General features: G+C 75.6%; 2 protein-coding genes. Both read left to right on the top strand.

Annotated features, from left to right (window positions below):
• Positions 1 to 171 precede the first annotated feature (171 nt).
• Positions 172 to 5157 (top strand): amino acid adenylation domain-containing protein, encoded by a 4986-nt coding sequence (locus ACIRRH_RS24550; RefSeq protein WP_403071139.1) that lies wholly within the window; start codon positions 172 to 174, stop codon positions 5155 to 5157.
• Positions 5154 to 22430, top strand: coding sequence for an amino acid adenylation domain-containing protein (locus ACIRRH_RS24555; RefSeq protein ID WP_403071142.1), 17277 nt, complete (start codon positions 5154 to 5156; stop codon positions 22428 to 22430). The genes ACIRRH_RS24550 and ACIRRH_RS24555 overlap by 4 nt, the downstream gene beginning before the upstream one ends.
• The last annotated feature ends 24 nt before the right edge of the window (positions 22431 to 22454 follow it).

The following is a 22454-nucleotide window of genomic DNA, read 5'->3' on the forward strand; positions in this document are numbered from 1 at the left end:
CGGCGCACACCCCCACCGAACACCACCCCCACACCGGCCCGGCGTGCCGTACGGGTCCCACGGCTCTCCCCGAGCCGTCCGTACGGCCGCGGGCACCACACCGCACCGGCCAGACCGGACCACACCGTTTCCCGGGGCCCGCCCGGCGATCCCACTAGGAGTGCCAGCGTCATGTCCGCACCACGGACGGGATACTCGCCCGACGAGATCCCCCTCACCCACCACCTCGTCGCGGCGCAGGCCGTGCGGACCCCGGGAGCGGTCGCCGTCGTGGACGGCCGTCAGACCATCGGCTACGCGGAGCTCGACCGCGCCGCCAACCAGCTCGCCCACCACCTGCGCGGGCTCGGCGCCGGACCGGACGTCCCGGTCGCCGTCTGCCTGCCCCGCGGCGCGGGACTGGTCACCGCGCTGCTCGCCGTCTGGAAGGCGGGCGCCGCCTACGTACCGCTCGACCCGGAGCAGCCGGCCGCCCGGCTCGCCTGGCTCATCAAGGACACCGGCGCCGAGGTGGTCGTCACCTCGGCCGACGCGGCCGACGCCGTGCTCGCCGTCGGCGCCCGCCCGGTCGTCCCGGCCGAACTCGGCGAGCACCTCGCCGCCCTGCCCGCCCACGCCCCCGAGACCGCCGTCGACCCCGCCTGCGCCGCCTACGTGCTGTACACCTCGGGCTCCACCGGCCGGCCCAAGGGCGTCGTCGTGGCCCATGCGGGCATCGGCAACCGGATCGGCTGGGCCGTCCGCAGCCTCGGGCTGACCGCCGCCGACCGGATCCTCGCCAAGACCGCGCCGACCTTCGACGCGCACTGCTGGGAGATCTTCGCCCCGCTCGTCAGCGGCGGCACCGTCGTCATCGCCCCGCCCGGCGCCGAGCGCGACCCGGCCGCCCTGGTGCGGGCCGTCGGGGACGGCGCGGTGACCGTGCTCCAGGTCGTCCCGTCCGTGCTGCGGACACTCGTCGAGGAGAGCGGCTGGGAGCGCTGCGACCGGCTGCGCGCCGTCACCTGCGCGGGAGAGCCCCTCCACGCCGAACTCGCCCAGCGGCTGCGGGAGCTGTCCGCCGCCGAGCTGTGGAACACGTACGGGCCGACCGAGTGCTCCATCGACGTCGCCGCATACCGCTTCGACCCGGCGCAGACCTCCGGCCCGGTCCCCATCGGGCGCCCCATCGACGGCACCAGGCTCCTGGTCACCGACGCAGCCGGTTCCCCCGTCGGCGTGGGCACCCCCGGCGAACTGCACATCGGCGGCGTGGGCGTGGCCCGCGGCTACGCCGGGCGCCCCGGCCTCACCGCGGACCGCTTCGTGCCCGACCCCTACGCGAAGGACGGCTCGCGGCTGTACCGGACGGGTGACCGCGTCCGCTGGCGTGCCGACGGCGTCCTGGAGTTCCTGGGCCGCCTCGACGACCAGGTCAAGATCAACGGCGTCCGGATCGAGCCGGGCGAGGTCGAGGCCCAACTGGCGGCCCACCCCGCGGTCGCCGGTGCGGTCGTGACCGCGTACGCCCTTCCCGACGGGGCGAAGCGGCTGGCCGGCTACGTGCGGCTGCGCGACGGCGCCACCCTCCCCGACCTGCGCGGCTTCCTCCAGGAGCGGCTGCCCGCCACCCACATCCCCGGTGTCTTCGTCGAACTGGCCGCCTTCCCCCTCACCACCAGCGGCAAGGTCGACCGCCGGGCGCTGCCCGACCCCGGCACCCAGCCGGGTGCCCAGCCCGGCGCCCGTCACCGCGGCCCCGCCACCGCCGCCGAGCAACTGGTGGCCGCGGTCTGGCAGGACGTCCTCGGCCGCGAGGAGGTCGGCCGCGACGACGACTTCTTCCGACTCGGCGGCACCTCCCTGCAGCTGACCCGGCTCGCCTCCCGGCTGCGCACCGCCTCCGGCCGCGACGTACAGCTGCGCAGGCTGTTCACCGCCACCACCGTCGCGGGGCAGGCCCTGCTCCTCGAACCCCCGGCCGAGCCCGGACCCCGGCGGGTGGAGCGCGGCGGCCCGCTGCCGCTCTCCTACGGCCAGCGCGGCCTGTGGTTCCTCGACCGGCTCGCCCCCGGCGGGACCGACTGGGTCTCCTGGACGGTCTTCGACGTCCCCGCCGAGGCCGGACACGGCCACGTCCAGCAGGCCGTCGACGCGCTGATCGCCCGTCACGAGATCCTGCGGACCCGGTACGTGGCGGGCGACGGCGAGCCCGCCCAGGTCGTCGAACCGGCGGCCCGGGTGGAGGTGCGCACCGCCACCGCGGCGCGCGGCGAGGTCGCCGGGCTGCTCGCGGCCGACCGGGCCGAGGGCTTCGACCTGGAGCGCGGCCCGCTGCTGCGCGCCCTCCTCGTCAGCACCGGCGACGGCGGGCAGCTGTTGGGCCTGGCCATGCACCACATCACCACCGACGGCTGGTCCAGCGGCGTTCTGGAGCGTGAGTTCGCCCTCCTCGTCACCGCCGCCGTACGTGGTGAGGAAGCCCGGCTGCCCGAACTCTCGGTCGGGTACGCCGACTACGCGCTCTGGCAGCGGGAGCGGCTCACGGAGGAGGCCCTCGCGCCGCGGCTCGCGCACTGGCGCCGCCGGCTGGAAGGGGCGCCCGAGTCGGCGCTGCCCACCGACCGGCCGCGTCCGGCGGTTCGCGACGGGAAGGGCGCCGCCGCCCTGTTCGACGTCCCCGCCGATGTGGTGGAGGGGCTCACCGCGCTCGGCAAGCGGCACGGTGCCACCCCCTTCATGACCCTGCTGACCGCGTACGCGACCGTCCTCGGCCGGAACAGCGGCCAGTGGGACCTGTCCATCGGCACCCCGGTGGCCGGGCGCGGCCTGCCCGAACTCGAAGGGGTGGTCGGCTTCTTCCTGAACAGCCTGGTGCTGCGCTGCCGCCTCTCCGGCCGGCTCACCTTCGCCCAGGCCCTCGACCTGGTCGCGGACACCGCCAAGGAGGCCTTCGCCCAGCCCGAACTGCCCTTCGAGCGGCTGGTGGAGGAGCTCGTCCCGGACCGGGACCTGTCGCGCACCCCGCTCTACCAGGTCGCCTTCGACCTGCACGGCGAGGAGTTCAACGGTCCGGTCCCCGCCGCCGGGGACGGCGCCGGCACCGAGGACCTCAAGGCGTCCTGGCACATCGCCCACACCGACCTGACGCTGATGATGCGGCCCGGCCCGGACGGTTCCCTCTTCGGTGCCTTCGAGTTCGCGACCTCGCTCTTCGACGCGGCCACCGTCGAGCGGCTGGCCGGGCAGTTCACCCGGGTCCTCGCGGCCGTCGCCGCCGACCCCGGGACCCGGCTCGACGCCCTGGACCTCGCGGACGAGCGGGAGCGGGCCGACCTGGCGCGATGGAGCAGCGCCCCCGCGCTCCCGGCCGGCCCGACCGTGCCCGAGCTGATCGCCGCCCAGGCCGCCCGCATCCCCGGGGCGACCGCCGTGCGGGGCGACGGCTTCACCCTCACGTACGCCGAACTCGACGCCCGCGCCAACCGGATCGCGCACCGGCTGCGGGACCGGGGCGCCGGCCCCGAGTCGATCGTCGGCGTCCTGCTGGAGCGGGGCCCCGACCTGCACGCCGCACTCCTCGGCGTCTGGCGGGCGGGCGCCGCGTACCTGCCGCTCGACCCGGCGTTCCCCGCCGCCCGGATCGCCGCGATGCTGGACGCCGCCGGGGCCGGCACGGTCGTGACGCAGCACGCGCACGCCGTCCACCTCGCCGGGGGCGCCCCGACCGTGGTCGACCTCGACGCCGAGCAGGGCCTCCTCGCGGGCCTTCCGGCGTCCGCCCCCGACGTCCCCGCGGACCAGGACCGGCTCGCGTACACGATCTTCACCTCGGGCTCGACCGGCACCCCCAAGGGCGTCGGCGTCCCGCACCGGGGCCTCGCCCACCACCTCGCCTGGGCCGCGCAGACCCTCGCCGGGGCGGGCGACGGCGGCAGCGCCGTGTTCTCCTCGGTCGCCTTCGACCTCGTCGTGCCGAACCTGTGGGCACCGCTGACGCGCGGGCAGAGCGTGCACCTGCTGCCGGCGGACCTGGACCTGGGGGAGCTCGGCGAGCGGCTCGCCGCCGGCGGCCCCTACAGCTTCCTGAAGCTGACCCCCGGCCACCTGGAGATCCTCGCCCACCAGCTGGACGACGGCGAGGCCGCCGCGCTCGCCCCGGTCGTCGTGGTCGCGGGCGAGGCCCTCCAGGGCTCGCTCGCGGACCGCTGGGCCCGGATCCTGGGCCCCGGCGGGCTCGTCAACGAGTACGGCCCGACCGAGGCCTCCGTCGGCACCTGCGTCCATCCGCTGACCGCCCCGGTCGCGGACGGTGTCGTCCCGATCGGCTCCCCGCTGCCCGGCATGGTGATGCGGGTCCTCGACGCCGACCTGCGCGAGGTGCCCGTGGGCGCCACCGGCGAACTCCACGTCGGCGGCACCGGGGTGGCCCGCGGCTACCTCGGCCGGCCGGCCCTGACCGCCGACCGCTTCGTCCCCGATCCGCACGGCCCGGCGGGAGCCCGCCTCTACCGCACCGGCGATCTGGTGCGGTGGCTGCCCGGCGGCGCCGTGGACTTCCTCGGCCGGGGCGACGACCAGGTCAAGATCCGCGGCCACCGCATCGAGCTCGGCGAGATCCGCGCCGTCCTCGCCTCCCACCCGCGGCTGCGCGACGCCGTGGTGGTCACCCACCGGGCGGCCTCCGGCGAACTCGGCCTGGTCGCCTACACGGTGGCCGCGGACGACGAACACCCGCCGACCGGCGAGGAGCTGCGGGCCCACTGCGCCCGGCAGCTGCCGGACTACATGGTCCCGCCCGTGCTCCTCGCCGTACCGCAGATCCCGCTGAACGCCAACGGCAAGCTCGACCGGTCGGCGCTGCCCGACCCGGCGGCCCCGGACGGCGCCCCGGCCGACGGGGTGGCCGCCGAGTGGAGCGTCGCCGAGCAGCGCATCGCCGAGATCTGGCAGGACGTCCTCGGCCGCGAGGCCGGCCCGCACGACCACTTCTTCCGCACCGGCGGCAACTCCATCCTCGCCATCCGCCTGATCGCCGAACTCCAGGAGGAGTTCGACATCCACCTGCCGGTCCGCACGGTGTTCGAGTACCCGACCGTGGCGGGCCAGGCACAGGCGGTCGAGGACGCGATACGCGCCCAGATCGACGAGCTTTTCGACGAGGAGCAGCAGGCATGACCATCGAGCACGGGGCACAGCCGACGGCCCTCGGCGCGCAAGCCCGCGAGGAAATGCTGCGGCGCCGGCTCGCCGGCGGCCGCGGACCGGCCCGCGGCCGCGGGGTGATCCCCGCGGCGGACCGGTCCGGGCCGCTGCGGCTCTCGCCCGGCCAGCAGCAGATGTGGTTCCTGAACCGGCTGGAGCCGGAGAGCACCGAGTACCTGGTGCCGCTGGTGCTGCGGCTGCGCGGGACCCTGGACACGGCGGCGCTGGAACGGGCCTTCGACGAGGTCTGCGCCCGCCACGAGATCCTGCGTACCCGCTACGCGACGGACGGCGCCGAGCCCGTACAGATCGTCGAGGCGGCCCGCCCGGCCGGCCTGCCCCTCCTGGACCTCCGGGCGGGGGAGGCCGGACAGGCCGGCCGGGGAGCGGACGGCGGTCCGGGCGCGGTCGAGCGCCTGGCGCACGCGGCGCTCGCCGCCGAGCTGGCGACGCCCTTCGACCTGACGCACGACCTGCCGGTGCGCGGCCGCCTGTTGCGGCTGGCCGACGACGACCACGTCCTGGCCGTCGTCTTCCACCACATCGCCTGCGACGCCTGGTCGACGCAGCTCTTCGCCGCCGAGCTGTCCGCCCTCTACACGGCGCACGTCGAGGGACGCGAGGCCGGCCTGCCGGCGCCCTCGCTCCAGTACGCCGACTACGCCGCCTGGCAGCGGGCGGAGCTGACCGGGGCCCGGCTGGAGCGCCAGCTCGGCCACTGGCGGCGGGAGCTCGCCGGCATCGAGCCGGTGGAGCTGCCCACCGACCGGCCGCGGCCTGCCGTCCGCGACCACCGGGGCGCCGAGGTGCCCTGCCCGCTGCCGGAGGGCGTCGGGGACCGGGTGCGGGCACTGGCCCTCGCCCACGACACGACCCCCTTCGCCGTGCTGCTGACGGCCTTCCAGGTGCTGGTGGCGCGCTACACCGGGCGCACCGACGTGCCCGTGGGCACCGTGGTCTCCGGAAGGACCCGGCCGGAGCTCCAGCGGCTGATCGGCTACGGCATCAACTCCCTGGTGCTGCGCGCCCGATGGGCGGACGGGGCGAGCTTTGCCGAGCTCCTGGACCGGGCCCGTACCACCGTCCTCGACGCCTTCGACCACCAGGACGTGCCCTTCGCCCGGCTCGTGGACGAGCTCCAGCCGCAGCGCGACCTGTCGCGCACCCCGCTGTACCAGGTGGGTTTCACCCTGCACGAGGACCGGCTGGCCGCCTTCGATCTGCCGGGGCTGACGGTCGAGCCGTTCCTGGACAGCGACGGGATCTCCAAGAACGAGCTGTCCCTGCGGGTGCGGGGGCGCGCCGACGGCGGTTTCGACGCCGAACTCCAGTACGCCACCGCACTGTTCGACGAGGAGACGGTGGGCCGGATGGCCCGGCACTTCGCCCGGCTCCTCGACGGCGCCGTGCGCCGCCCGGACGTCCCCGTCGGCGACCTCGAACTCCTCGACCCCGCCGAGTACGCGGTGGTGACCGAGGCCGCCCCGGACGGGCCCGGCGCCGAGGAGGCGGTGACCGCCTGCGTCCACGAGCTGTTCGAGCGGCAGGCCGACCGGACGCCCGACGCGACCGCCGTCGTCGCCGGCGCCGAGACGCTCACGTACCGGGAACTGGACGAGCGGGCCAACCGGATCGCCCACCACCTGCGCGCGCTCGGCGCCGGTCCGGAACAACTGGTCGGCCTCTGCCTGGACCGCGGCCCGCTGCTGCTGCCCGCGCTGCTCGGCATCCTCAAGTCCGGCGCGGCCTACCTGCCGCTCGACCCGGCCAACCCCGGTGACCGGCTGGCGTACGTGGTCTCCGACGCCGGGGCCCGGCTCGTCGTGACCAGCACCGCGCTCGTCGCCGCACTGGACGGAGTCCATGACGGACCGCTCCTCGTCCTCGACGGAGACGGTGACGGCGGGGGCGCCGCGGCCGTCGCCGCCGCCCCGGCCCACCGGCCGGAGCCGTCCGCGACCCCGGACAACCTCATCTACACCATCTACACCTCGGGTTCGACCGGTCGCCCCAAGGGCGTCGCGCTCACTCACACCAACGTCGCCCGGCTGATGCGCACCGCGCGCGAGCGCTACGGCTTCGACGGCACGGACGTGTGGAGCATGGCCCACTCCTACGCGTTCGACGTCTCCGTCTTCGAGATGTGGGGCGCGCTCCTGCACGGCGGCACCCTCGTCGTCGTCCCGCACGGCGTGACCCGCTCCCCGGACGACTTCCTGGAGCTCCTCGCCGGCACCGGTGTGACCGTGCTCAGCCAGACCCCGACGGCCTTCCGCTCGCTCGTCGCGGCCGCCGCCGACGGCGACCCGCGCATCGGACGCCTGGTGCTGCGGCACGTGGTGTTCGCGGGCGAGAAGCTGGAGGTCGCCGAAGTGCGGCCGTGGACCGACCGGATGGGCCTCGACGCGCCCGCCCTGATCAACATGTACGGCATCACCGAGACCACGGTCCACTCCACCTTCTACCGGGTCACCGCCGCCGACCTGGACCGGTCCGCCCCCAACCGGGTCGGCACCCCCCTGAGCGACCTGCGGATCCGGCTCCTCGACCCGACCGGCCGGCTCGTGCCGGTCGGCGTGCCGGGCGAGATCCACGTCGCCGGGCCGGGCGTCGCGCGCGGCTACCTCGGCCGGCCGGCGCTGACCGCCGAACGCTTCGTGCCCGACCCGTACGGCCCGGCCGGTGCGCGGATGTACCGCAGCGGCGACCTGGCCCGACGGCGGCCCGACGGCGGCCTGGAGTTCCTCGGCCGCATCGACCACCAGGTGAAGATCCGCGGCTACCGGATCGAGCTGGGCGAGATCGAGTCGGCCCTGGCCGCCCTCGACGGTGTGCGGCAGGCCGTCGTCGTCGTCCGCGAGGACACCCCCGGAGACCGCAGGCTCACCGGCTACGTCGTCCCCGAGGTCCCCGGCGCGACCGACGTCCGCGCGCTGCGGACGGCACTGGGCCGCTCGCTGCCCGAGTACATGGTCCCGGCCGCGATCGCGGTCCTCGACGCCGTCCCGCTGACCACCAACGGCAAGCTGGACCAGCGGGCGCTGCCCGCGCCGGACGCCGCCGCCGGAACCGCCGGCCTGGACACCACCGCCCCGCGCACCCCCGTCGAGGAGCAGGTCGCCGCGGTCTGGTCGCAGGTCCTCGGCATCGGCCGGACCGGCGTGCACGCCGACTTCTTCGAGCTCGGCGGTGACTCCATCCGCGCCGTCGCCCTCGTCGGTGCCCTGCGCGCGGCCGGCTTCGACATCGCCGTCCGCGACGTCTTCGCCCACCGCACGGTCGCCGGCGTCGCCGAACTCGTCACCGGCCGGCCCGCCGCACCGGCAGAGACCCGGGTCGCGCCCTTCGAGCTGATCGGCGAGGCCGACCGGGCGCTGCTGCCCGCCGACGCCACCGACGCCCACCCGCTCTCGCAGAACCAGCTGGGCATGCTCATCGAGATGCTGACCGGCGACGGCGGGCGCAACCTCTACCACAACGTCTCCGCGTTCCGGATCCGCGACGAACAGCCCTACGACCCCGCGGCGATGGCCGAGGCGGGGCGCGTCGTCACCGCGCGGCACGAGGCCCTGCGCACCTCCATGGACCTGACCGGCTACAGCACCCCGCTGCAGATCGTGCACGCAGACGCCGAACTGCCCCTCGGCCACCAGGACCTGAGCGGGCGGGGCGCCGAGGAGGTGCGGGCGGAGCTGCTCGCCCACTCCGCGCGGGAGCGGGCCCGCCTCTTCGACCTCGGCACCCCGTCGCTGATGCGGTTCTTCGCCCATGTCACCGGGGACGGCGGCTGGTGGCTGTCGGTCACCGAGTGTCACCCGCTGCTGGAGGGGTGGAGCCACCACTCGCTGCTGATGGAACTGCTCACCGTCTACCGGGCGGTGCGCGACGGACGCGAGGTGGAGCCGTTCGACGCCCCCGACCTGCGGTTCGCCGACTTCGTCGCCGGCGAGCTGGCCGCCCTGGACAGCGCGGAGGACCGCGCCTACTGGAAGAGCGTCGTCACCTCCCACGCGCCGTTCACGCTGCCCGCTCCCTGGCGTCCCGCGGCGGACGAGCCGGCCGGGACCGTGCAGCGGGCCACCGACTGGCGGGACCTGGAGCCCGCCCTGCGGGGCCTGGCGCAGAAGGCGGGCGGCTCCCTCAAGAGCGTGCTCCTCGCCGCGCACCTGAGCGTGCTGGCCCGGCTCACCGAGGAGGACTCCTTCCACTCCGGTCTGGTCTGCGACGCCCGCCCGGAGGCCGTCGGCGCCGACCGCGTCCTCGGCATGTACCTCAACACCCTGCCGTTCGTCATGGACCGCACCGCGGGCACCTGGCGGACGCTGGTCCGCCAGGTCTTCGACCGCGAGGCCGGCCTGTGGGCGCACCGCCGCTTCCCGCTCCCCGCCATCCAGAGCGCCTGGGGCGACGGCGGGCGGCTCCTGGAGGTGTACTTCAACTACCAGGACTTCCGGCAGGTCGACCCCGAGACGGTCGACCACACCGAGGGGCTCGACGACAGCCCCACCGAGTTCCCGCTGACCGTCTCCGCGCGGTCCGGCCACATCTTCCTCACCGCATCCCGCCAGGCGCTCTCCGACGACGCCCTCGACCGGCTGGCCGCCCTGTACCGGGCGGTGCTCGAGTCGATGGCCGCCGACCCGGACGGGGACGCCCGGGCCGACCTGCTGCCCGCGCCGGAGCGCGCCCTGCTCCTCGGCGACTGGGCGCACACCCCGGGGGAGCCCGCCGGGGCGTGCGTGCCCGAACTCCTCGCGGCCCGGGCCGCCCGCACCCCCGACGCGCCCGCCGTGGTCGCCGACGGGGTGGTCCTCGACCACGCGGGGCTGGCCCTGTGGTCCGCCCGGGTCGAACAGGCCCTGCGCGGCGCCGGTGTCGGCGCGGGCCCGGAGCAGAGCGTCGTGGGCGTCCTGCTCGACCGCACCCCGGAGCTGCTGCCCGCGCTGACCGGCACCTGGCGGGCCGGCGCCGCGTACGTGCCGATGGACACCTCCTGGCCGGCCGAGCGGCTGCGCGCGGTCCTCGCCGACGCCGGTGCGCCCGTGCTGCTGACGGACACGGCCCACGCGGAGCTCGCCGCCCGGGTCTTCGACGGCCCGGTGCTCCTCGTGGACGGGGAACTCCCCCCGGCGGCCGAGGAGTCCACCGCCGGCCGGGCGGGCACCGATCCGGACAGCCTGGCGTACGTCATCTACACCTCCGGCTCCACCGGCCTGCCCAAGGGTGTCCAGATCTCGCACCGCAGCCTCGCCGGATACCTCGCCTTCGCGGTCGACGACTACCTCGACGCGGGCCCCTCCACGAACGCCCCGCTGTTCTCCTCGGTCGCCTTCGACCTCGTCGTGCCCACGCTGTACGCCCCGCTCCTCGCGGGCGGCGCCGTGCACCTCTTCGGTCCCGGCCGCGACCTGTCCGAGCTGGGTGACTGGCTCGTCGGCTCCGGCCCGTACGGCTTCGTCAAGCTCACCCCCGGCCACCTGGAGATGCTCGCCCACCAGCTGACCGACGGCCGCGCCGGGGGCCTGACCCCCGTCCTCGTCGTCGGTGGTGAGGCCCTCCCCACCCGGACCGCCGCGCACTGGTGCGCCGCGCTCGGCGGCGGCCGGGTCGTCAACGAGTACGGGCCCACGGAGATCACCGTCGGCAACAGCGTGTACTCCGTCACCGCGGAGCACACCCCCGAGGGCGAGACCGTGCCCGTCGGGCGCCCCGTCCCGGGCACCTGCCAGTACGTCCTGGACGGCCGGATGCGGCCCGTGCCCACCGGGGTCACCGGTGAGCTGTACATCGGCGGGCCCGGTCTCGCCCGCGGCTACGCGGGCCGCCCCGGGGCGAGCGCCGACCGCTTCGTCCCCGACCCGTACGGCCCGGCGGGAGCCCGCCTCTACCGCACCGGCGACCTCGCACGGGTCCTGCCCGGCGGCGACGTGGAGTTCCTCGGCCGCGGTGACGACCAGGTCAAGGTCCGCGGCCACCGCGTCGAACCCGCCGAGATCGACGCGGTCCTCGGCGCCCATCCCGCAGTCGCCGAGGCCCGTACCGTGGTCCGCGAGGACACTCCGGGCGACCGCCGCCTCGTGGCGTACCTCGTCGCCTCCGACGGGACCACCGGTGCCGACGGTCCCGACACCGCGCAGCTGCGCGCGCACTGCGCGGCGCTGCTGCCCGACCACATGGTCCCCGCGGCCTTCCTGACCCTCGACCGGCTGCCGCTGACCCCCAACGGAAAGCTGGACCGGCGGGCCCTGCCCGCCCCGGTCACGACCGACCGCGCCACCGCCTTCACCGCCCCGCGCACCGCCGCGGAGGAGAAGGTCGCCGCCGTGTGGGGCGCCGCCCTCGGCACCGCGCGCATCGGCGTCCTGGACAGCTTCTTCGACCTGGGCGGCGACTCCATCAAGGCCGTCGGCCTGGTCGGCGCGCTGCGCACCGCCGGGTACGACGTCACGGTTCGCGACGTCTTCGAGAGCCGGACGGTCGCCGCGCTCTGCGAACGGCTCACCGGCCGCTCCGCACCCACCGGGGCCCTGCCCGCCGTCGCCCCGTTCGCCCTGCTGACCGAGGCGGACCGGGCGGCCCTGCCCGCCGGCCTCGCCGACGCCTACCCGCTCTCGCTCAACCAGCTCGGCATGGCCGTCGAGAGCATCACCGGCGACGGCCCCCACCACTACCACGACGTCACCTCGTTCCTGCTGCGCGACGAGCGGCCGTTCGACGCCGCCGTGTTCCGGGAGGCGCTGCGGACGGTCGTGGCCCGCCACGACATCCTGCGCACCTCCTTCGACCTGACCACCTACTCGGTGCCGCTCCAGCTGGTGCACGCCGAGCCCGCCGTCCCCTGCGGGCTGACCGACCTGTCCGGGCTCGACGAGGACGGCCGCCGCGACGCGCTCGCCGCCTTCACCGCCGCCGAGCGCTCCACCCCCTTCGACCTGGCGTCGGACGGACCGCTGTTGCGCGTGCACGTCCACGTCCAGGGGGAGGACTCCTGGCGCTGCTCCTTCACCAAGCACCACGCGGTCCTGGAGGGCTGGAGCTACCACGCCCTGCTCGCCGAACTCGTGGACCACTACCGGGCCCTGCGGGACGGCCGGGAGACGGTCGCCGTGAGCGCCGAGCCGCCCGCGCTCCGCTACGCCGATGCCGTCGCCGCCGAACTCACCGCGCTCGACTCGGCGGAGGACCGCGCCTACTGGGCGTCCGTCGTCGGCGGACGCAGCGGCTTCGCACTGCCGTCCGCCTGGGCCGGGGACACCTCGGCCCCTGCCCGGCCGGTCGCCTCCGGGTGCTCGTACGCCGACCTCACCCCGGGGCTGCGCGCCCTGGCCGCCGACGCAGGCGTGCCGCTCAAGAGCGTGCTGCTCGCCGCCCATCTGACGGTCCTCGGCCGGCTCACCGACGAGACGGAGTTCTTCACCGGTCTCGTCGGTCACACCCGCCCGGAGGCCCCCGGCGCGGACCGGCTCCTCGGCATGTACCTCAACACGCTGCCGTTCCCCGCGGAGCCGGCCCCGGCCACCTGGGGCGAGCTCGCCCGGCGGGTCTTCGCCCGGGAGACCGAGGCCTGGCCGCACCGGACCTACCCGATGCCCGCGATCCAGAGCGAGTGGGGCGGCGGGCGCCGTCTCGTCGACGTGCTCTACAGCCACCTCGACTTCGACGCGGCCGGCCACGACAGCGTCGAGGACGAGGGCAACGGCATCAACAGCAGCTCCACCGAGTTCTCGCTCTGGGTCACCACCCTCGCCGGAGTGGTCAGCCTGCGCTCCGACACCCACGCGCTGTCGCAGGACCGCGCCGACGTGATGGCCGCGATGTACCGCTCGGTCCTGGAGTCGATGGCCGCGACCGGTGCCGCCGGACCGGCCCGCACGGACCACCACCTGCCGGCCCGGGAACTGGACCGTGAGGTAAGGGAGTTCAGCGGCGCGGCCACCGAGGCCGCGGCCCCTGTCACCACCGTGCACGGCGAGTTCGAGGCGCGCGCCGCCGAGACGCCGGACGCCGTCGCCCTGACCGAGGACCGTCCCGCCGGCCCCGACGGGACCGGTGAGTCCACCGGGCTCGTCCTCACCTACGCCCAGCTGGACGCCCGCGCCACCGCCGTCGCCGACGGCCTGGCGCGCGCCGGGGTCGTCCCGGGCGCGGTCGTCGGCGTCTGCCTGGAGCGCTCCGCCGCCCTGGTCGCCGTCCTCCTCGGCGTCCTCAAGGCGGGCGCGGCCTATCTGCCGCTCGACCCCGAGTACCCGGCGGAGCGACTCGCCTTCCTGGCCTCCGACGCGCGTGCCGCCGCCCTGGTCACCACCACCGGCCTGGCGGACCGGGTGCCCGGCTGGACGGGCCCGGTGCTGTACGCGGACACCCTCCCGGAGCCCGCCGCCGGCCGGCCCGGTGCCCCGGTGGGACCCGAACACCTCGCGTACGTGATGTCCACCTCGGGCTCCACCGGAACCCCGAAGGCCGTCGCCGTCCCGCACCGGGCCGTCGTCCGGCTCGTCCGGGACGCCGCCCACCTGGCGCTCGGCGCCGACACGAGGTTCGCGCACGCCAGCTCCATCTCCTTCGACGCCGCCGCCCTGGAACTGTGGGGTCCGCTCCTGAACGGCGGCCGGATCGTGGTCCTCGACCGCGAGACCGTCCTGGACCCGCAGTCGCTCTCCACCGCGCTGCGCACGCACGGCGTCACCCACCTGTGGCAGACCGCCTCGCTGTTCAACCACACCGTGGCGCGCGTCCCGGACGCCGTCGCCGGTGTCGGCACCGTCCTCATCGGCGGCGAGGCCCTGGACCCGGTCACGGTCCGCACCGTCCTCGCGGGCGGCGCCCCCGGCCGGCTCCTCAACGGCTACGGGCCGACCGAGAACACCACCTTCTCCACCACCCACCACATCACCGCCCTCGCCCCCGACGCGGCCTCCGTACCGATCGGCACCCCGATCCCGCGCAGCCGGGCGTACGTCGTCGACGCCGCGCTGCGGCCCGTCGCCACCGGTGTCCCGGGCGAACTCCTGGTCGGCGGCGCGGGTCTCGCCCACGGCTACCTGGGCCGCCCCGCGCTGACCGCCGACCGGTACGTCCCCGACCCGTTCGGCCCGGCTGGCTCCCGGCTCTACCGGACCGGGGACGTGGTGCGCCGGCTCGCCGACGGAACCCTCGAATACCGGGGCCGCGCCGACCAGCAGGTCAAGCTGCGCGGCTACCGCATCGAACTCGGCGAGATCGAGGCCCGCCTGGCCGCCCACCCGGGTGTCGCCCAGGCCCGGGCGGTGCTCCGCGAGGACACCCCCGGCGAGCGCAGGATCGTCGCGTACGCCGTCCCCGGCGGCGCGCACCTGCCGCCCGCCGCCGAGCTGCGCGACCACCTCGCGCGGGAGCTGCCCGCGTACATGCTGCCCGAGGCCTGCGTGGAGCTGGAGCGGATCCCGCTCACCGGCAACGGCAAGCTCGACCGGGAGGCGCTGCCGCCGCCCGCCGACTCCGACCGGGCGATCGGCGCCACGGGCGGCACCGCCCCCCGGACGCCGGTCGAGGCGCGGCTGGCGGAGATCTGGGCCGACACGCTCGGCCTGGAGCCCCACCGGTTCGGTGTCGAGGACGGCTTCTTCGACCTCGGCGGCGACTCCATCCGTGCCGTCGCCCTGGTCGGCGCGGTCCGGGCGGCCGGGTTCGACGTCTCCGTACGCGACCTGTTCGCCCGGCGCACGATCGCCGGGATCGCCGAGCTGATCACCGGTCGGCCCGCTCCGGCCGCCCCGGTGGGCGCGGTGCAGCCGTTCGCCCTGCTGTCCGAGGCGGACCGGGAGGCCCTGCCCGCCAGCCTCGACGACGCGTACCCGATGACCCAGGTGCAGACCGGCATGGTCGTCGAGATGCTCGCCGGACCGCCCCCGGGCGGGGCGGGCGGCGCGGCCTACCACCACGCCGCGCTCTACCGGGTCCGGGACACCGCGGAGTTCGACGCGGCGGCCCTGCGGCGCGCCGTGGCCGTGGTCGCGGCCCGCCACGACGTGCTGCGCACCTCCTTCGACCTCACCGCCTTCTCCGTACCGGTCCAGCTCGTCCACGCCGAGGCGGATGTCGACGTGACCGTGCGCGACCTGTGCGAGGCGGGGGAGCCGGGCGCGCGGCGCCGGGAGGCGCTGGAGGCCTTCCTCGCCGACGAGCGCGCCACGCTCTTCGACGTGGAGGCCGGCCGGCCGCTGTGGCGGGTCTCCGCCCACACCGAGGAGGACGGCTGGTGGCTGGGCCTGACCCAGTCCCACGCCGTCACCGAGGGCTGGAGCCAGCACGCGATGCTGATGGAGATCATCGGCGTCCACGCGCAGCTGCGCGACGGCCGCGAGCAGGCTGCGCCGACCCCGGCCGCGGTCCGGTTCGCCGACACCGTGGCGGCGGAGCTGGACGCGCTCGCTTCGGAGCGGGACCGGGCGTTCTGGCGGGACACCGTCTCCCGCCACCCCCGGCTCGTCCTGCCGGCCGCCTGGCAGGCGCCCTCGCACGAGGCGGACGAGAGCTACGACCTGTCGGTGCCGCTGCGAGACCTGGAGCCGTCCCTGCGCGCCCTGGCGTCCGCCGCCGGGGCCTCCCTCAAGAGCGTGCTGCTCGCCGCCCACCTGTCGGTGCTGGCCCGGCTCACCGACGAGGAGACCTTCCAGACCGGTCTGATCTGCGACACCCGCCCCGAGGCCGTCGGCGCCGACCGGGTGTACGGCATGTACGTCAACACCCTCCCCTTCCCGTACGAGCGGACCGCCCGCACCTGGCGGGAGCTGGTCGGCGCGGTCTTCGCCCGGGAGACCGCGATGTGGGAGCACCGCCGCTTCCCGCTCCCGGAGATCCAGCGGGAGGCGGGCGGCGACCGCCTCATCGACGTGATCTTCAACTACCAGAACTTCCACGTCGTGGACGAGGGCGCGGTGGACGTCGCCACCACGCTGGGCGAGGGCGCCACCGAGTTCGACCTGGAGGTGAACACCTCCGGCGAGGGCCTGACGCTCAAGACCCGCACCGGGATCGTCTCCCGCGAGCGCGGCGACGCGCTCGCGCAGATGTACCGCACCGTCCTGGAACGGATGGCCGCCGACCCGGACGGCGACGCCGGGGCAGCCCTGCTCGCCCAGGCCGACCGGGAGCGGCTCGCGGCGTGGAACCGGACGGACACCGAACCCGTGACCCTCGCCCCGGAGCGGGAGTTCGCCCGGCACGCTGCCCAGACCCCCGGCCGGACCGCGCTGACGGCCGACGGCGTGAAGCTCACGTACGGCGGGCTCAACGCCCGGGCCAACCGGCTCGCGCACCGGCTGCGCGCCCTGGGCGTCGGCCCGGACACCCTGGTCGGCCTGCGGGCCGAGCGGTCGCCGCGATCGGTCGTCGCCGTCCTCGCCGTGCTGAAGGCGGGCGGCGCCTACCTGCCGCTCGACCCGGCGTACCCGGCCGAGCGGCTCGGCTTCCTGATCGCGGACGCCGGAGTGCGGCTGCTGCTCACCGAGGACGGACCGGACGCGCAGGCGACGCAGGGCCGCCCGGCGGAGGTCTCGCTCGACGGGATCCTGGACGAGGTCCCGGCCGCGCCGTGGGCGGGCCTGCCCGACACCGACCCGGAGCCGACGGCGGACCCGGACAACCTCGCGTACGTCATCTACACCTCCGGCTCCACCGGCCGGCCCAAGGGCGTGCAGGTGCCCCGCGGCGGCATGGGCAACCACCTGATGGCCAAGATCGAGGACCTCGACCTCACCCCGTGGGACAGCGTGGTCCACAACGCCCCGCTCGCGTTCGACATCTCGGTGTGGCAGATGCTCGCCCCGCTCGCCGCGGGCGGCCGGATCCACGTCGAGGACCGGGAGACAGCGGCCGACCCGCTGGAACTGTTCCCACGCGCCGCCGCCGAGCAGGTCACCGTCCTCGAAGTCGTACCCGCGCTGCTGCGGGCCGCGCTCGACGCCTGGGACACCGGCGCCCTCGCGCTCGAACTGCCCTTCCTGCGCTGGATGGTGGTCACCGGGGAGGCGCTGCCGCCGGACCTCGCCCGCCGCTGGTTCGCCCGCTTCCCGGGCATCCCGCTCGTCAACGCCTACGGACCCACCGAGTGCTCCGACGACGTCACCCACGCCAGGATCGGCTCCCGCGACCCGATCGGGAGCCTGCGGGTCACCATCGGCCACCCGGTGCGCAACACCCGCCTCCACGTGCTCGACCGGAGGCTCGAACCGGTACCGGTCGGCGCGCCCGGTGAGCTGTACGTCGCCGGAGCCGGGGTGACCCGCGGCTACGGCGGCCGTCCCGGCCTGACCGCCGAGAAGTTCCTCCCGGACCCGTTCGGCCCGGCCGGCTCCCGGCTCTACCGCACGGGCGACGTCGCGGCCTGGAACGCCGACGGCAGCCTGGAGTTCCTGGGCCGCGTCGACCACCAGGTCAAGATCGCCGGCGTCCGCATGGAGCTCGGCGAGATCGAGGCCCTGCTGACCGAACGGCCGGACGTGTCCGCGGCCGTCGCCGCGGTCCGCGAGGACGTCCCGGGCGTGCGGCGCCTGGTGGCGTACCTGGTGCCCGCCGCCGGCGCCGAACCGCAGCTGGCCGGGCTCCGCGCCGAGCTCGGCACGTTCCTGCCCGCGGCGATGGTGCCCTCGGCCCTGGTGCTCCTGGACGCCCTGCCGCTGACCCCGAACGGCAAGGCCGATCGCAAGGCGCTGCCCGCCCCGGAGGCCGACGCCACGGGCGGCGGGACCGCTCCCCGCACTCCCGCGGAGGCTGCCGTCGCCGAGCTGTGGGCGCGGGTCCTCGGTGTCGCCGAACCGGGCGTCGAGGACGACTTCTTCGACTCCGGCGGCGACTCCCTGCGGGCCGTGGCCCTGGTGGGAGCGCTGCGGGGCGCGGGCCACCGCGTCTCGGTGCGGGACGTGTTCACGCACCGCACGATCGCCGCGCTCGCCGTCCACACCGCCTCCGCGGACCCGGCCGGTCCGGCGGGCACCGCGACCGTGCCGACCGGGGTCGCGCCGTTCGCGCTGCTCGAGGCCGCCGACCGGGCCGCACTGCCCGTCGACGCCGTCGACGCCTACCCGTTGTCGCAGACGCAGCTTGCCATGGTGGCCGAGCAGCTCGGTGACACCGACCGGGGCGCCTACCACACCGTGGTCAGCCTGCGGTACCACGACGACGGCCCGTTCAGCGCCCAGGCCCTCGAACAGGCCGTACGGACCGTCACCGCCCGGCACGAGGTCCTGCGCACCTCGGTGCGGATCACCGGATACTCGGTGCCGCTCCAGGTGGTGCACGCCGACGCCGAGGTGCCGGTCGCCGTCCACGACCTGCGCGGTCTGGACCGTACCGAACTGGAGCGCGCCCTCCTGGAGTTCGTCGCCGCCGAGCGCGCCGCGCTGTTCGAGCTCGGCACGGCGCCGCTGCTGCGGGTCACCGCGCACCGGGAGAGCGAGAGCACCTGGTGGATGACCTTCACCCAGTCCCACGTGATCCTGGAGGGCTGGAGCCAGCACACGCTCCAGCGTGAACTCCTCGACGCCTACCGGGAGATCCGTGACGGCGGTGCCCCCGCCCCGTACCCGCAGACACCGGTGCGGTTCGCGGACGTGATCGCGGGCGAGCTGGAGTCGCTGGAGTCGGCCGCCGACCGGGCCTTCTGGGAGAAGGTCGCCACCGGGCACGCGCCGCTGGTACCGCCCGCCGAGTGGGCGGGCGACCCGTCGCGGCCGGCGCAACCGTACGGCGTCCAGGTCCCGGTCGACGGCCTCGCCGACCGGCTGCGCGCCCGCGCCGTCGAGGCCGGGGTGCCGTTCAAGACGGTGATGCTCGCCGCCCACCTGAAGGTGATGGGCCAGCTCACCGACGCGGACGCCTTCCACACCGGGGTGGTCTTCCACACCCGGCCGGAGGCCCCCGGCGCGGAGCGGCTGGTCGGCATGCTGCTGAACACCCTGCCGTTCCCGCACGACCGCACGGCCCGCACCTGGGGCGCGCTGCTGCGCCAGGTGTTCGCGCGGGAGGCCGAGATCTGGGACCACCGCCGCTATCCGCTGCCGGCCGTGCAGCGGGAGTGGGGCGGCGGCCGCCGCCTGCTCGACATCCACTTCAACTACGTGGACTTCCACCAGGTGGACACCGAGCGCGTGGACGGTTCGGCGGGCGTCAGCGAGGCACCGACCGAGTTCGGGCTCTCCGTGCAGGTGCACGGCGCCTCCCGGATCTCCCTGCACTCCGACACCCGGCTGCTCGGCCGGGCCCACGCGGAACGGCTGGCGGGCATGTACCGCTCGGTCCTGGAGGCGATCGCCGCCGGCCTCGACGGCGACGCCCGTACCGTCCACCTCCCGGAGGGCGAACGCGAACGGCTCCTCGGCTCCGCGTCGAGCGGCCCGGCGGCCGAGCCGGCCACCCACCTCGTCCACCAGCTGTTCGAGGCCCAGGCGGCGGCGACGCCCGACACGGTCGCGGTCCGCGCCCACGACGGCACGCTGACCTACCGGGAGCTCAACGAGCGCGCCAACCGGCTGGCCCACCTCCTGCGGGCCAAGGGCGTGGTCCCCGAGCAGCTGGTCGGCGTCTGCCTGGAGCGCGGCATCGACGTGATCCCGGCGCTGCTCGGCATCCTCAAGTCCGGTGCGGCCTACCTGCCCCTCGATCCGGCCAACCCGGTGGAGCGGCTCGGCCACATCGTCGCCGACGCCGGGGCCCGGCTGCTCGTCACCGGCACGGAGCTGGCCCCGCTGCTGGACAAGGTGTACGAGGGCGAGCGGATCCTCATGGCGGACGCGGCCGACGGGAAGGGCCTGCCGGCCCACGACCCGGAGCCGGTCTCCGTCCCGGAGAACCTGATCTACACCATCTACACCTCCGGTTCGACCGGCCGCCCCAAGGGCGTGGCCCTCACCCACGCCAACGTGGTACGGCTGATGACGACGGCCCAGGAGCACTACGCCTTCGACGAGTCGGACGTGTGGAGCATGGCCCACTCCTACGCCTTCGACGTGTCCGTCTTCGAGATGTGGGGCGCGCTCCTGCACGGCGGCACCCTGGTCGTCGTACCGCGGGAGACCACCCGCTCGCCGGAGGACTTCCTGGAACTGCTGGTCGACGAGGAGGTCACCGTCCTCAGCCAGACCCCGACCGCCTTCCGGGGCCTGGTGTCGGCCGCCGCGGACGGCGACCCGCGGATCCGACGGCTGTCCCTGCGGGCCGTGGTGTTCGCCGGGGAGAAGCTGGAGATCGGCGAGCTGAAGCCGTGGGTCGACCGGTGCGGGCTGGGCCGTACGGCGCTGGTGAACATGTACGGGATCACCGAGACCACCGTGCACTCCACCTACCACCGGCTCACGAAGCGCGACTTCGCGGACGGCGCCGGGAACGCGATCGGGCGCCCGCTGAGCGACCTGACGATCCACCTGCTCGACGCGTCGGGCGACCTGGTGCCGATCGGGATCGCCGGCGAGATCCACGTCGGCGGTCCGGCGGTGGCCCGCGGCTACCTCGGCCGGCCCGACCTCACCGCCGACCGCTTCGTGCCGGACCCGTTCGGTCCGCCCGGCGCCCGGCTCTACCGCAGCGGCGACCTGGCCCGGCGGCGTCCCGACGGCAGCCTGGAGTTCGTGGGCCGCATCGACCACCAGGTCAAGATCCGCGGCTACCGCGTGGAGCCGGGCGAGACCGCCGCCGTACTGCTGGAACACCCGGCGGTGCGCCAGGCAGTGGTCGTGGCCCGCGAGGACCGGCCCGGGGACGTCCGCCTGGCGGCGTACTGGGTCCCGCGCGAGCCGGACGGCGGCGCGGACGCGGCGGTGCTCGCCGCGCACTGCGCGGCCGGGCTGCCGGAGTACATGGTGCCAGCGAGCTTCACACCGCTGGACGCGATCCCGCTGACCCCGAACGGCAAGCTGGACCAGCGCGCCCTCCCCGTCCCCGACGCGGCGGCCGCGGCCCGCGCGGTCGCGTACTGCGCCCCGCGCACCGAGGCCGAGGAGACCCTGGCGGCGCTGTTCGCCGAGGCACTGGGCCTCGACCGGGTCGGCCGTGACGACGGCTTCTTCGCCCTGGGCGGCCACTCCCTCCTGGTTCCCCGACTGATCGTCGAGGCCCGCGAGCGCGGCCTCGCGGTCACGGCCCTCCTGATCTACCGCCACCCGACGGTCGCGGCACTGGCCCGGGCGACGTCGACCGGACCGGCACCCGCCCCGTCCGCCCCGGCGGCGGCCCCACCGAGGACGTCGTCCGAGGCGGCCGCTTCGGCGGGGGCGGCCCCCGCGCGGCCCGCGGCCGGCGAGGACCGGCAGCCGGGGGCGGTGGAGCGGTTGATGCGGCGGCACGGTGTGCCCGGGGTGTCGTTGGCCGTCGTCGAGGGCGGGCGCGTGGCGCGCGTCGAGGCGTACGGGGTCCTACGGGCCCAGGGGAGCGAGCCGGTCACGGCCTCGACGCCCTTCCGCGTGGGGTCGGTGTCGAAGTTCGTCACCGCGCTCGGGGCGCTGCGGCTCGTCGAGGACGGGCTCCTGACCCTCGACGGGGACGTCAACGACCGGCTGACCGGCTGGCAGGTCCCCGGCCAGGGCGACGGCGAACGGCCGGTCACCCTGCGGCAGTTGCTCAGCCACCGGGCCGGCCTGACCGCCTACGCGGGCGAGCCGGGGCAGCCTCTCGCGGATCTGCTGCGGGAGCACGTGCGCCGGGAGTCCGCTCCCGGGGAGGTGTTCCGCAGCACCGACGCCAACTACGCCGTCGTGCAGCAGTTGGTGGGGGACGTGACGGGCGAGCCCTTCGACACGGTCCTGCGCCGCCTGGTCCTGGAGCCGCTCGCCATGCACTCCAGCGGTTACGGGAACCTCCCCGCCACCGCGGCGGCCGGTCACGACGACGGCGGCCGTCCGCTCCGGCGGGCCGGGGCGGCCGGGCACGGCCGGACCGACACCGCGGCCGCCGGGTTGTGGAGCACCGCGGGCGACCTGGCCCGCGCGCTCCTCGCGCTGCGCGACTCCCACCGGGGGCTCCCCGGGGCGCTGCTCACCCGTGAGTCCGCGGCGGAGATGCTCGCCGCCCACCCGGACTCGCTCTACGGACTCGGCACGCTCGTCGACGGCACCGGCTCCGACACGGAGTACGGACACGGCGGCACCGTGCCCGGTTACCACGCCGTCGCCGCGGCCGGCCTCGCCCGGGGCAGCGGCCTGGTCGTCCTGACCAACGCAGACACCGGACCGCACGTCGTCAGGGCGCTGTCGGCCGAACCCGGCCACCAGGCCTGAACCCCTCGCTTCCTCACCACCCCT

This window comes from Kitasatospora sp. NPDC101235 (genome assembly GCF_044767505.1).
Taxonomy (GTDB): domain Bacteria; phylum Actinomycetota; class Actinomycetes; order Streptomycetales; family Streptomycetaceae; genus Kitasatospora.

Coding starts and splice junctions, on each gene's coding strand:
- ACIRRH_RS24550 (WP_403071139.1), top strand. CDS start 172: ATGTCCGCACCACGGACGGGATACTCGCCCGACGAGATCCCCCTCACC.
- ACIRRH_RS24555 (WP_403071142.1), top strand. CDS start 5,154: ATGACCATCGAGCACGGGGCACAGCCGACGGCCCTCGGCGCGCAAGCC.